Origin of the sequence: Pelagibius litoralis (assembly GCF_011683915.1) — a bacterium.
Lineage (GTDB): Bacteria > Pseudomonadota > Alphaproteobacteria > Kiloniellales > Kiloniellaceae > Pelagibius > Pelagibius litoralis.
In genome coordinates, this window is sequence record NZ_JAAQPH010000004.1 from 98,582 (window position 1) to 111,253 (window position 12,672).

Consider the following 12,672-nt stretch of genomic DNA (forward strand, 5'->3'; position numbering starts at 1 on the left):
CTCACCCTCCCGCTTTGCGGGCCCCTCCCTCTCCCACAAGGGGAGAGGGTTTTTCAGCGACTCTTTTTTTGGGTTCCCCCTCTCCCCTCGTGGGAGAGGGACGGGGTGAGGGGGCTTTTTCTGGTTTTTCAGTCTGAAGGACAGGGAGGCGATGGCCGTCCTGTCCCTGAAAACCCTGGGGAATAGACCGGCCCGTCCGCTGTCCATAGGGGGAGGTCAGGGGGCGGATTCCCGAAAAATGCACCACTCCTGCGGTCCTGCGTTGCCCCGACTCGCCGATCTGTGGCATTCGTTAACACTCCGTTGGGCATTGTGGGCGCACTGTCCTGGCGGAAGAAAACCGGACCCGCTGAAGAGAGGACCCAGGCGGCATGGATCAAAAGGCTCATCCTTTGCTGATCGGCGCGGCGTCGCGCCGCCGTTTCCTGACACGCGTTGCCACGGGCGCCGCGGCCTTGACCACGGCCGGCCTGGTCCCGGGCCTTGCCTTCGGGGCAAAGACGCCTTTACCCGATACCCGCAGTCTTGCCTTCCGCTCCCTCCACACGGGTGAGGAGGTCGGCGCGACCTATCTGCGCGGCGGCGTTGTGGAGGCCGGGGGGCTGGAGAAGCTGAACCATGTGCTGCGCGACTGGCGCAGCGGCGAGGTCTGGGAGATGGATCACCAACTGCTCGATCTGCTCTTCGCCCTCCGCCACAAGATGGATAGCAAAGCGCCCTTCGAGCTGATCTCGGGCTACCGTTCGCCCAAGACCAACGCCGGTCTGGCCGCCAAGAGCAACGGCGTCGCCAAGCGATCCCTGCACATGCGTGGCATGGCCGTGGATATCCGCCTGCCGGAGCGTGACCTGAAGGCGCTGCACAAGACGGCGCTGGCCCTTCAGGGCGGTGGCGTCGGGCTCTACAGCAAGTCCGGGTTCCTGCATGTCGATACCGGCCGGGTGCGCCGCTGGGGCGCCTGAGGCCGCGCTTTTCCTCTCAGGTCTGCCCTGATTACTCTAGGCTTTTACCTTTCCGCCTGACCTCTTATGATCCGATCCCGGAGCCCGGAAAGACGACCGCTGGGCGCGCTAGGAGGTCTTGCGCAGTCATGGAAAAGTTCACCACCCTCAGCGGGGTTGCCGCCCCCTTGCCCCTGGTCAATGTCGATACCGACATGATCATCCCCAAGCAGTTCCTGAAGACGGTCCAGCGCACCGGGCTCGCCAAGGGCCTGTTCTACGAGATGCGCTTCGACGAAGCGGGCAAAGCCAAAGAGGGTTTCATCCTCGACCAGCCGGCCTATCAGAACGCCAGCATCCTGGTTGCCGGCGAGAACTTCGGCTGCGGGTCGAGCCGCGAGCACGCGCCCTGGGCTTTGCTGGATGCCGGTATCCGCTGCGTGATCGCCCCCAGCTTCGCCGACATCTTCTACAACAACTGCTTCAAGAACGGCATTCTGCCCATCGTCCTGCCGCAGGAGCAGGTCGACCTGCTGATGGACGATGCGGAGCGCGGGGCGAATGCCGTGGTCACCGTCGATCTCGAGACGCAGGAGATCGCCGGGCCGGACGGCGGCAAGATCCGCTTCGAGATCGATTCCTTCCGCAAGCACTGCCTGTTGAACGGCCTCGACGACATCGGCCTGACCATGGAAAAGGCCGAGGCGATCAGCGCTTTCGAGGAAACCCGCAAGACCACCCAGCCGTGGCTCTAGGCAGGGGGCTCTAGGCTGGGCGCACCGGCGCGGCGGCCTGCAGACTTCAGCGGGCCGCTGACGCGGCATAACGACTTCAAAAGAGATTTGATCGGGGAGGAGGCGCAGCATGGCGTCCAACAAGAAACTATTGATCCTGCCGGGCGACGGCATCGGGCCGGAAGTGATGGGCGAGGTGCACCGCGTCATCGGCTGGATGGACAAGCGCCGCGCCGTGGGCTTCGAGCTGGAAGAAGGCCTGGTCGGCGGCGCCGCCATTGACGGCGAGGGCGCCCCGGTCAGCGATGCCACGGTGGAAAAGGCGATGGCGGCCGATGCGGTGCTGCTGGGCGCCGTGGGCGGCCCGAAGTGGGACGACCTGCCGTTCCAGCAGAAGCCCGAGCGCGGCCTGCTGCGCCTGCGCAAGGACATGGCGCTCTTCGCCAATCTTCGGCCCGCGCTCTGCTTCGACGCCCTGGTCGAGGCCTCTTCCCTGAAGCCGGAAGTGGTCTCCGGCCTCGACATCATGATCGTGCGGGAACTGACCGGCGGCGTCTACTTCGGCGAGCCGCGGGGCATCGAAACCCTGCCCGACGGCACCCGCCGCGGCATCAATACCCAGGTCTACACCACGCCGGAGATCCACCGGGTCGCGCGGGTCGCCTTCGATCTTGCCAGGAAGCGCCAGAACCGCCTCTGCTCGGTGGAAAAGGCCAACGTCATGGAATCCGGCGTTCTCTGGCGCGAGGAGGTGACCAAGCTGCACGCCGCCGAGTTCTCCGATGTGGAACTCAGCCACATGTATGCCGACAACTGCGCCATGCAGCTGGTGCGCGCGCCCAAGCAGTTCGATGTCATCGTGACCGACAACCTGTTCGGCGACATGCTTTCCGATGCCGCGGCCATGCTGACCGGGTCGCTCGGCATGCTGCCCTCGGCCTCGCTCGGCGATGTCGATGCCAGCGGCCGGCGGGCGGCACTTTACGAGCCGGTCCACGGCTCGGCCCCCGACATCACCGGCCAGGGCAAGGCCAACCCGCTGGCCACCCTGCTCAGCTTCGCCATGATGCTGCGCTATTCCTTCGATCTGGGCGACGACGCCGATCTCATCGAACAGGCGGTGCAGGACGTTCTGGCAGCCGGTCACCGCACCGGCGATATCGCGGTGCCGGGGGCGGCCGTGGTCTCCACCGCGCAGATGGGCGATGCCTTGCTGGCGGCCTTGGACAAGCGGGCCGCCTGAGCACAGAAAATCCCTGGCCCCAGAGCTTTGGGCGGCCTGCTCCGGCCGGCTGTGGGACTGTGCCATTTCTGTGGCAGAAGCGGATCGGTTATTCTACCAGTTCAGGGCCACCGTTATAGTTTGATTACAACTATAATAATCAAACTGGGGAGCTTTGCGGTGGGCAGATCACAGGCACGACTCCGGCAACTGTTCATTTTCTCAGGCTTGGCGGCGGCGACCTTGAGCCCCGCGGTATCCTGGGCCGCGGGCTTTGCCATCAAGGAACAGAGCGGTTCTTCTCAGGGCCATTCCTTCGCCAGCGCCTCGACGGGGATCGAGGATATCTCCACCATGTTCTTCAACCCCTCGTTGATGGCTTTTCACGAGGGGAATCAGTTCGTCGCGGTGGGCAGTTTTGTCATCCCGCAGTCCGAGTTCGAGAACGGCAGCGGCAATTTCACGCCGCTTGTCGGCGGCGGCGCCATCGGCAACGGCACCGGCTTCACCGGCCTGGACGACATCGGCAAGGACGCGCTGGTGCCGGCCACCTATGCGATGATCTCGCCGGCCGAGAATGTGCGCCTGGGGCTGGCGGTGACCTCGCCCTTCGGTCTCGTCACCTCCAACCCGGAGGGCTGGGTGGGCCGCTATCATGCGCTGGATTCGCGGCTGACCACCCTGAATATCTCGCCGACGGCTGCGTTCAAGGTGAATGACTACTTGGCCGTCGGTGTCGGCTTCGTGGCGCAGTACGCCAATGCCAAGCTGACCAACGCCATCGATTTCGGCAGCATCGGCGGCAATCCTTTGCTGCCGCTCGGCGGGACACCGGGAGCCGAGGACGGCCGCGCCAGGCTGCGCGCCGACGACTGGGGCTTTGGCTTTACCCTCGGCCTCACGGTGACACCGATGGAGGGCACGCGCATCGGCCTCGGCTATCGCTCGCAGATCGCCCAGACCCTGGAGGGCGATGCCGACTTCGATCTGGGCAGCGGCGTCGGCAACACCGTCTCCGCCGTGACCGGACAGTTCGTCAGCAGCGACGCCCAGGCCAGCGTGACCCTGCCGGAGCAGGTCACCATCGGCCTGCACCAGGACATCACCGACGAACTGGCGATTATGGCCGAGGTTCAATGGACACACTGGAGCCGCTTTCAGGAGCTGCGGATCGAGTTCGACAACCCTTCTCAGGCCGACAACGTGACGCTGGAAAGCTGGGAAAACGCCTGGTTCTTCGCCCTTGGCGGAACCTACAAGCCGACCCCGGACTGGACTTTCAAGCTGGGCGTCGCCTTCGACCAGAGCCCGGTGCCCGACAGTACCCGCACGCCGCGCATCCCGGATCAGGACCGCTACTGGATCTCCGGCGGCGTTTCCTACGATCCCTATGAATGGTTGTCGGTTTCCCTGGGCTACACCCACATCTTCCTGCCCGATGCCGATATCGACCTGGGCCTCGAGGACTCCAACAATACCTTCCGGGGCAGCCTGGAAGGGACCTATGAGGCCTCGATCGACATCATCGCCCTGCAGGGCAAAATCACTTTCTAGAGCGTTTTCGACTTACGTCGGATCGGTTCCAGCCCGCACCCCCGCCCGGCCACCCAATGAGATTATCCTGGTGGGTGGCCGGGAGGGGGTGCGGGCCGGTGCCGTCAAACTATGAAAGAGTCTAGGGCTGATCAGAACTGCTCAGGCAGGCGGTCCTGGCGATTGTCCGGTCGCAATTCCTTCAATTGACCGCTTGCGGGGCAGGGGCTATGTTGAGCGATCCTAGCTCCAATGGGAGATGATTTGATGCAGAAGACCCTTACCGCCCTGATGGTTGCGGCAGGCGTCGCCGGGTTCGCGGGCTCCGCCCTTGCGGCCGGCTGCGGCTATTCCCATACGGTACAGAGCACGAAACCCGTCGTCACGGCGGACGCCCAGCAGTCGACCCCGGTGATCAAGACCACCACCCCGGAGACTGCCAAGAATTAGGCGCCAGACCCATGGACGAAACGAAAGGCCGTCCCTCTGGGCGGCCTTTCGACTTAGAGGGCGCCTTTTCGGGACTTCATCAAAGCAGGCAGCAGATCTGCTCAGGCATCGCCGGGCAGGTTGCGCCGCAGCTCGTCCGGCATGCCGCCGCCGAGCCAGACGAAGAACATGCGAAAGTCGCTGACGAAGGACCACAGCGGATGGGTGAAGGTTGCCGGCCTGTTGCGCTCGACGGCGATATGGGCCAGCCAGGCGAAGGCATAGCCGCAGATCAGCGCCAGGGGAAACAGCCACCAGATCCCCGAGGCGACACCGCCGGCCAGCAGCACGAGCCCGAGCGCTGTGCCCAGAAAATGCAGCCCCCGGGTGGCCGCGTTTCTGTGCTCGCCAAGATAGCGCGGCCAAAAGGCCCGGTAGGTTTCGGAACGTTCCAAGTCGCCACCCCTACGGTTCCGCGGGGCTGGCTTGTTGAACCCGCGGAACTTTGATTTAACACAGGCGCCCTCCGGGGGCCTACCCCTTCCGCTGTTGTGACGGCCGCGGAACAGTCGATGTGAAAGGCAGATAGGCAAGAGGTTATGGGATACAGAGTAGCAGTGGTCGGCGCGACGGGCGCTGTCGGCCGCGAGATGATGAAGACGCTGGCCGAGCGCGAATTTCCGATCGACGATATGGCGGCGCTGGCTTCCGAGCGTTCGGTCGGCAGCAAGGTTTCCTTCGGCGAAGACGAAGACATAAAGGTCCAGAACCTGGCGGCCTTCGACTTCAAGGGCACCGATCTGGTGTTCTCCTCGCCCGGCGCCAAGGTCTCCGCCGAATTTTCGCCCCAGGCGGCGAAGAAGGGCGCGGTGGTGATCGACAACACCTCCCACTTCCGCATGGACCCGGACGTGCCGCTGGTGGTGCCCGAGGTGAATGCCGAAGCGCTGGCGGGCTATGCCAAGCGCAATATCGTCGCCAATCCGAACTGTTCGACCATTCAGATGGTGGTGGCCCTGAAGCCGCTGCACGAACTGGCGCGGATCAAGCGGGTGGTGGTCGCGACCTATCAGTCGACCAGCGGCTCGGGCAAGGATGCCATGGACGAGCTCTTCACCCAGACGCGGGGCATCTACGTGAACGAACCGGTCAGGCCGGAGCAGTTCACCAAGCAGATCGCCTTCAACGTGATTCCCCACATCGACAGCTTCATGGACGACGGCTTCACCAAGGAAGAGTGGAAGATGATGGTGGAGACCAAGAAAATCCTGGACCCGGCGATCAAGCTGACGGCGACCTGCGTGCGCGTGCCGGTTTTCATCGGCCATGCCGAGGCGATCAACATCGAGTTCGAAAACCCGATCTCGCCGGAAGAGGCACGAGAAGCGCTGAGCGCGCAGGAGGGGATCACGGTCATCGACCACCGGGCCAGCGAAGGCTACGTCACCCCGGCGGAATGCGCCGGCGAGGACCCGGTCTATGTCAGCCGTATCCGCAGCGACCCGACGGTCGACAACGGTCTGTCGATCTGGGTGGTTTCGGACAACCTGCGCAAGGGTGCGGCGCTCAATGCCGTGCAGATCGGTGAGACCCTGGCGCGCGATTACCTGTAGAGTTGGGGTCTGTCGGGCGGTTCCTGCCGCCGCCGCCCGGCAGCCCGCCTGGAGTGACGTTCATGACTTTCGATGCCTGGTTTGTTTTCGTGGCGGCGGCCACCCTGATTTCCCTGTCGCCCGGGGCCAATAACCTCCTGGCCCTGACCAACGGCCTGCGGTATGGCGCGACCCCGTCTCTGGCCGCCGTCGGCGGGCGGCTCGGCGCCTTCGTGGTCATGATCGTCATCGCAGCCCTCGGCCTCGGCGCTGTCCTGGCGGCTTCGGAACTCGCCTTTCAGATCATCAAGTGGGCCGGTGTCGCCTATCTCGTCTATCTCGGCCTGCGGGCTTTTCTGGCCCCGGCAGCGGCGGCGACCCCGGGGGGCCAGCGGGGCGGGGCGGTTTCCGGGGCGCAGTCCTGGGCTACCCTGGCGCGCCGGGAATTCCTGGTCGCCGTCGGCAATCCCAAGGCGATTCTGGTTTTCACGGCGGTCTTTCCCCAGTTCCTGGTCGCCGGTGAGGCGGCGCTGCCGCAGTTCGCCGTCATGGGCCTGACCTTCCTGGTGACCGAGTGTCTGGCGGCGTTCACCTATGTGTTCTCCGGCAAGGTTTTCGCGCCGCTGCTGCGCGACCGCGCGGCCCTGGTGAACCGTATCACCGGCGGCCTTCTGCTGGCCGCCGCCGGGCTGCTCGCCAGTGCCAGTCGCCGGGCGTGACCCGGTGGGTGTGATGTGTCGCCGGTCGGGGATCATCCGGGCAGTTGCTGCCGTTGCTAGGGAACCCTTTTGAATGAAGCCGATTTCGATTTCCGTTCTGACCATCTGCGGCATCGATGAACTGCCGGACCAAGGGGCCCTTGGCGTTACCCATGTGCTGTCCTTGATCGACCCCGGCTGGCCGGCGCTTGAGGCTTTCCAGAGCTATGACAGCCATCATCGCACCACGCTGAACTTTCACGACATCATCGAGCCGATCGACGGAAAGATCATGCCCAGGCCCGAAGATGTTGCCGAGGTTCTGCGTTTTGGGGAGGCACTGGCGGCGTCGCGGGACGAGCGCGCCGAAGGGCATCTTCTGGTACATTGCCACATGGGCGTGTCGCGTTCGACCGCGGCGATGCTCACGCTTCTGGCCCAGGTCCATCCGAACGAAACGGAGGACCGGCTCTTCGAACGGCTGCGGGAGATCCGCCCGCAAGCCTGGCCCAACTCCGTTATGGTCGGCTATGCCGATGAACTACTAGGCCGCGCGGGCCGGCTGAGCGCAGCCTTGCGGCGACACTATGAGCATCGGGTGCGGCATGATCCGGAGGTTGTCGACTGGATGACCCGGCTCGGACGCCGCCGGGAAGTGGAAATGGCCCTCTCCTGACCCGCGCGGACTCATCTCCTCCTTGGCTAAAGGCCGCCCCCGCGCTATGCCTCGGTCATGGCTAAGAAGAACCCGCTCAAGCTGAACGCCCTGCAGCTGAAGACCCTGGTGATCCTGCAGCAGATGGCGCGCAGTCCCGACCATGCCCAGCCGGGCGACGAGGAGGGCAGCGTGATGGTCACCAACTTCCCCGCGGCGCACGGCAACCACTTCCACGTCGGCGATGCGGTGGTGCTGGCCCGCGACGCCAGCGGCCTTGCCAATGCCAATGTCTTCGCGGTCCTGGAGCGCAAGGGCCTGCTGCGTTCCCTGCATCCCATGGGCGCGATGCTGACGGCTGCGGCGCTGCACTACGACACCGGCCTGGCCGACAAGATCCTCCACCGCTCCGATCACTGAGCGCCGTTGCACCAGGCCGCGTCGGCGATCGCTGTGCCGTCATCTTCCCGCGACAGATCGATGGTAACCCGCAGTCCCCGATGCGGGGCCTTTCGCAGACTGCGGGCCCCATCCGGAGAAACCGTCAGACGGCCTGTGTCCTGCAGGCGCTGGAGGCGGCTGCGGGCCAGCCCCAGTTCCGCTGCGAGCAGCCGGTCCAGGCGCAGGCCGACCGCTGCGGGCAGGGCGAAGGCGATTTCCAGCCGTTCCGCAGGGTTTTCTGGCGCGATCAGGACCTCCTTGCGCAGCAGGACCTCGGCGAAGACCTCGACCCTTTCGGCTTTCCGGCGCAGATCGGCGAGGTCGAAAGCCACATGCTCTGCCGTCTCTGCGTCGTTCGCCCGCAGGGCCGCCAGGAACCGGGGGTCGATGCCGCCGACGGGACGGCGTTTCAACACTGGCCGGTTCCAGGTGTTGCCGCAGGCGGTGCAGTTGTAGATCAGCCAGGCGTCAAGGCGCTTGCCGTTGGCGTTGACCCGGAACATGCCGCTGCTCCGGAAGGCTCTGACGCTGCTGCATCCGCTGCAGGGCAGCCAGGGTTGGGGGGCTGTTCGGGGAACGACGGTCCATAAGACAGACAGGGTATCGGCCATGCCGGCTTGCTCTTCCCATTGGGAAGTTCGTCAAGACGACGGCAGAGGGGCCTATCGGGCCACGGTGTGGCGACGGTTTGCGGGGCGAAGGGGGGCAGGCGCGGAGCGGCGGAGGTGCCGGTCGCGGTCCAGCCGTGCCATACCGGTCTCGAACCGCCACCAAGAGGAACTCACATTCATCCTGCCGGCAACGCTTCAGCGCTGCCGGATGTTACTGGTGGAACTGGTGAGACCGGCGGTTACGATGGCAAAACAGACTGCGCCCTGAGTTGTGGAGGGCCTATTCTTAGCCAGGAAAGCCGTGAATGGGAAGGGCGTACCCTCAGGAAATCTGTTCGACCGTGAAGCGCTCGCGCGGGGTCAGCAGCCGCTCCTGGGCGGCGATGAGCTGCAGTTCCTGCTCGCCGCTTTCCAGGGTGCTGCGCAGGACCTCGTAAATCCCCGCCGCCGCCGCCGCCAGGGCGTCGGGCACCGATGCGGTTTTCAGCAGATGGCCCAGGAAGAGGGCGGCGACGGAGTCGCCAGCCCCGCTGGTGAGCGGATGGGTCGGTAGGCGCGGACAGGTAACCCGCCAGCTGCCCTCTGTCGTGACCGCCAGCATGGCCATGGTGGTGTCGTCGTCGGCCTGCTCCAGCGAGGTGACGAGAATGGCGCGGGGACCCTGAAGCAGGAGTTCCCTGGCAGCCTGCAGGGTCTCGCCTTCGTTGGTCAGCTTGCGTCCGCTCAGGATCTCCAGCTCGAAAAGGTTGGGGGTCAGAAAGTCGGCGGTGGGCAGGGCGCGCTCGCGCATGAATTCGGGCACCCCGTCGCGCACGAAAAGCCCCGTGCCCTGGTCGCCCATTACCGGATCGCAGAGATAGACGGCCTTGGGGTTGGCGGCGCGGATACGCGCGGCGGCATCGAGGATGGCGTCGCCCAGCGCCGCGTCGCCGACGTAGCCGGACAGCAGCGCGTCGCAGCGCGCCAGGGCGCCGCGCGCCTCCAGCCCGTCGATCAGCGCCGCGATATGGTCGGCTTTGAAAACATCCCCCTGCCAGTCGCCATAGCCGGTGTGGTTGGAGAACTGCACCGTGTGAACCGGCCAGACCTCAAAACCGAGGCGCTGCAGCAGGAAAACCGCGGCGGCATTGCCGACATGGCCGTAGGCGACATGGGACTGGATGGAGATCACGTTCATGGAGGATTTTCGGAGGCCGTTGATTTGGAGGCGGGTTCTATCGGATGAGGGCTGTCGGGGGCGGCAGGGTCCGGCAGCTTGCCACAGAGCGCGCTTACATTATAGTCGCGCCCCGTCATAGCTGCCCCGTCTTAATCGCATCCTGCCCGATACCGCCGAAGCATCGGCACCTGAAGTGGAAAGGGCAAAGTGGAAAGGGAGAGAACCTTTATGTCGAACACCGCCCGGCCCCGTCGTTCGGTCCTCTACATGCCCGGCTCCAATGCGCGGGCGCTGGAAAAGGGGCGCGGCCTGCCGGCCGATGCGCTGATCCTGGACCTGGAAGACGCGGTGGCGCCGGAGGCCAAGGAAACCGCCCGCCGCCAGATCGTCGAGGCCATCGCCGCGGGCGGCTACGGCGCGCGTGAGCTGATCGTCCGGGTGAACGGTTTCGACAGCCCCTGGGGTGACGACGATGTGAAGGTCATGGCAACCTCGGGCGCCGATGCCATCCTGCTGCCGAAGGTCGAAACGGCGGCCATGGTTCAGGATCTGGAGGCCCGCATGGCCGCTGCCGGGGCGCCCGACACCATGGGCATCATGTGCATGATGGAGACGCCGCTGGGCATGTTGAACGCCCAGCAGGTTGCCGCGGCTTCGCCGCGCATCACCTGTCTGGTGATGGGCACGTCGGATCTGGTGAAGGATCTGCAGGCAGCCCATACCCCGGCGCGCCTGCCGGTACTGACCAGCCTCGGCCTCTGCATCCTGGCGGCGCGCGCCTACGGCATTGCCATTGTCGACGGCGTGCATCTCGACCTCTCCGATGACGCGGGCTTTGCCGATCACTGCCTGCAGGGCAAGGAGCTGGGCTTCGACGGCAAGACCCTGATCCATCCCAAGACGGTCGCCAAGGCCAACGAGGTTTTCGCGCCCTCCGCTGAGGAGGTTGCCTGGTCGCACAAGATCATCGCCGCTCACGGCGAGGCGACGGCGGCGGGCCAGGGCGTCGTGGTGGTCGACGGCAAGCTGGTTGAGAATCTGCATGTCGAAGCGGCGGAGCGGCTGGTTGCCCTGGCAGAGGCGATCGCCCGCATGGAAAACGCCGCATAGAAGGGGCCCCTTGAATGAGTAAGGAAAACGCCGGCAACTTTTTCGAAGACTTCCAGCCGGGCCAGGTGCTGCGCCATGCCACGCCGCGGACCCTGACCGCAGGCGACCAGGCGCTCTACACCGCGCTCTACGGGTCGCGCTTTGCCCTGCAGTCTTCGGACGTCTTTGCCCGGCAACTCGGCCTGGCGCAGGCGCCGCTCGACGACCTGCTGGTCTTTCACGTGGTCTTCGGCAAGACGGTGCCCGATGTCTCGCTGAACGCTGTCGCCAACCTCGGTTATGCTGCCGGCCACTTCGGCGCGCCGGTCTATCCCGGCGACACCCTGAGCGCCGAAAGCGAAGTGATCGGCGTGAAGCAAAATTCCAACGGCAAGACCGGCGTGGTCTACGTCCGGACCAGGGGCGTGAATCAGGATGGCGCCCTGGTCGCCGACTACATCCGCTGGGTCATGGTCCGCAAGAAGGACCCGGCTTCGGCAGCCCCCGAACCCCAGGTGCCGGATCTGCCGGACGCAGCGAGCGCTGATCGTCAGGCGATTCCGCAAGGCCTCGATTTTTCAGCTTTCGACTTTGCCGCTGCCGGCAGCCCCCATCGCTGGGATGATTATCGGATCGGCGAGAAGGTCGACCATGGCGATGCCATGACCATCGAGGAGGCGGAGCACCAACTGGCGACGCGGCTCTACCAGAACACGGCGCGGGTACACTTCAACCAGCATGCCGAGGGCCAGGGGCGTTTCGGGCGCCGCATCGTCTATGGCGGCCATGTGATCTCCCTGGTGCGGGCGCTCAGCTTCAACGGCCTGGGAACGGCGGTGAAGCTGCTGGCGATCAACGGCGGCACCCATGCCGCGCCCAGCTTTGCCGGGGATACGATCTACGCCTGGTCGGAAGTGCTCGATAAGTCGGAGGTCGCCGGACGGCCGGACCTCGCGGTGCTGCGCCTGCGCACCGTTGCCGCCAAGGACCACGCCTGCGGCGGCTTTCCTTACAAGGATGCGGAAGGCCGCTATCACCCGGCCGTGGTGCTGGATCTCGATTACAGCGTCTTACTGCCGCGCGCCTAACCCGGCTAACCGGGCATATTACGCCAAGTGTTGTGTTTTTCCCTGAGAGGGACACAAAATTTAGTTGAAAGCGGTGAATCGCTCGTGTAATGACTGAGGCGCCGGGTGCAGAGGAGGCGAGCCTCTTCTGCGCTGTGCCCCGGAAGAAAGGGCAACACCCGACGCCTCAAGAGCTGGATCCAGCTCAGCGCGATCACAGCGGCAAGAGTGTTCTTTGTTTTCATCTGCGCACTGATACCGGGCCTGGCGTGACCGATAAGGCGCTGCGAGACAAAAACCCTCCCCGAGGGGAGCGAACGCTCCTGGTTGATCTCCGTCCGATCTAGCTGTCGCTCTTCCGGCTTCCGATACATTTGCTTCACTGCGGACCGAAGTCCGCCGTTCCGCTAACGTTTCCGACCAGGCCCAGGCAACGCTCCGAAGAGCCTTCACCCGTCAGTTGGCGGCGCAGGGCACGCCCACTGATCCCGATTCCCGGGA

The 12,672-nt window shown here is 65.0% G+C and carries 14 protein-coding genes; 11 read left to right on the plus strand and 3 right to left on the minus strand.

The window, feature by feature from the left end; all coding sequences use genetic code 11:
* Positions 1-371: 371 nt before the first annotated feature.
* From mepK to HBA54_RS06475, 5 genes are all read left to right on the plus strand, one after another.
* On the plus strand, positions 372-962 hold the full coding sequence (gene mepK / locus HBA54_RS06455) for a peptidoglycan L,D-endopeptidase MepK (RefSeq protein ID WP_167222608.1): 591 nt from the start codon (positions 372-374) through the stop codon (positions 960-962).
* Between the two features lie 128 nt (positions 963-1,090).
* On the plus strand, positions 1,091-1,696 hold the full coding sequence (leuD, locus tag HBA54_RS06460) for a 3-isopropylmalate dehydratase small subunit (protein WP_167222610.1): 606 nt from the start codon (positions 1,091-1,093) through the stop codon (positions 1,694-1,696).
* A gap of 109 nt (positions 1,697-1,805) precedes the next feature.
* On the plus strand, positions 1,806-2,918 hold the full coding sequence (gene leuB / locus HBA54_RS06465; RefSeq protein WP_167222612.1) for a 3-isopropylmalate dehydrogenase: 1,113 nt from the start codon (positions 1,806-1,808) through the stop codon (positions 2,916-2,918).
* 159 nt (positions 2,919-3,077) lie between these two features.
* Entirely contained in the window at positions 3,078-4,451 is a 1,374-nt protein-coding gene (locus HBA54_RS06470; RefSeq protein ID WP_167222614.1) for an OmpP1/FadL family transporter, read from the plus strand.
* Positions 4,452-4,697: 246 nt separating this feature from the next.
* Complete coding sequence (locus HBA54_RS06475) at positions 4,698-4,880, plus strand: hypothetical protein (protein WP_167222616.1); 183 nt, start codon at positions 4,698-4,700, stop codon at positions 4,878-4,880.
* 101 nt (positions 4,881-4,981) lie between these two features.
* Here HBA54_RS06475 and HBA54_RS06480 read toward each other — a convergent pair whose 3' ends face one another.
* Positions 4,982-5,314 carry an Mpo1-like protein gene (locus HBA54_RS06480; protein WP_167222618.1) on the minus strand — a complete coding sequence of 111 codons (333 nt, stop codon included), beginning with the start codon at positions 5,312-5,314 and terminating at the stop codon, positions 4,982-4,984.
* Between the two features lie 144 nt (positions 5,315-5,458).
* On the opposite strand from HBA54_RS06480, the gene HBA54_RS06485 reads away from it, so the two are divergent.
* From HBA54_RS06485 to HBA54_RS06500, 4 genes are all read left to right on the plus strand, one after another.
* Positions 5,459-6,472 (plus strand): aspartate-semialdehyde dehydrogenase, encoded by a 1,014-nt coding sequence (locus HBA54_RS06485; protein ID WP_167222620.1) that lies wholly within the window; start codon positions 5,459-5,461, stop codon positions 6,470-6,472.
* A 62-nt stretch (positions 6,473-6,534) separates the two neighbouring features.
* Positions 6,535-7,170 (plus strand): LysE family translocator, encoded by a 636-nt coding sequence (locus HBA54_RS06490; protein ID WP_167222621.1) that lies wholly within the window; start codon positions 6,535-6,537, stop codon positions 7,168-7,170.
* 73 nt (positions 7,171-7,243) lie between these two features.
* Complete coding sequence (locus tag HBA54_RS06495) at positions 7,244-7,825, plus strand: tyrosine phosphatase family protein (RefSeq protein ID WP_167222623.1); 582 nt, start codon at positions 7,244-7,246, stop codon at positions 7,823-7,825.
* Between the two features lie 57 nt (positions 7,826-7,882).
* Complete coding sequence (locus tag HBA54_RS06500; protein ID WP_167222625.1) at positions 7,883-8,224, plus strand: hypothetical protein; 342 nt, start codon at positions 7,883-7,885, stop codon at positions 8,222-8,224.
* Here the strand turns inward: HBA54_RS06500 and HBA54_RS06505 are convergent.
* Positions 8,218-8,748 (minus strand): DUF1062 domain-containing protein, encoded by a 531-nt coding sequence (locus tag HBA54_RS06505; protein WP_167222627.1) that lies wholly within the window; start codon positions 8,746-8,748, stop codon positions 8,218-8,220. The genes HBA54_RS06500 and HBA54_RS06505 overlap by 7 nt on opposite strands.
* A 430-nt stretch (positions 8,749-9,178) precedes the next feature.
* A complete protein-coding gene (gene pdxY / locus HBA54_RS06510) occupies positions 9,179-10,033 on the minus strand; it encodes a pyridoxal kinase PdxY (protein ID WP_167222629.1) in 855 nt (284 codons plus the stop codon).
* A gap of 210 nt (positions 10,034-10,243) precedes the next feature.
* On the opposite strand from pdxY, the gene HBA54_RS06515 reads away from it, so the two are divergent.
* Positions 10,244-11,125: an HpcH/HpaI aldolase/citrate lyase family protein gene (locus tag HBA54_RS06515; protein ID WP_167222631.1), complete on the plus strand. Its 882-nt coding sequence runs from the start codon at positions 10,244-10,246 to the stop codon at positions 11,123-11,125.
* Between the two features lie 14 nt (positions 11,126-11,139).
* The gene (locus HBA54_RS06520) at positions 11,140-12,192 is read left to right on the plus strand and encodes a MaoC family dehydratase (RefSeq protein WP_167222633.1); all 1,053 of its coding nucleotides are present in this window, start codon (positions 11,140-11,142) and stop codon (positions 12,190-12,192) included.
* Positions 12,193-12,672: the final 480 nt, after the last annotated feature.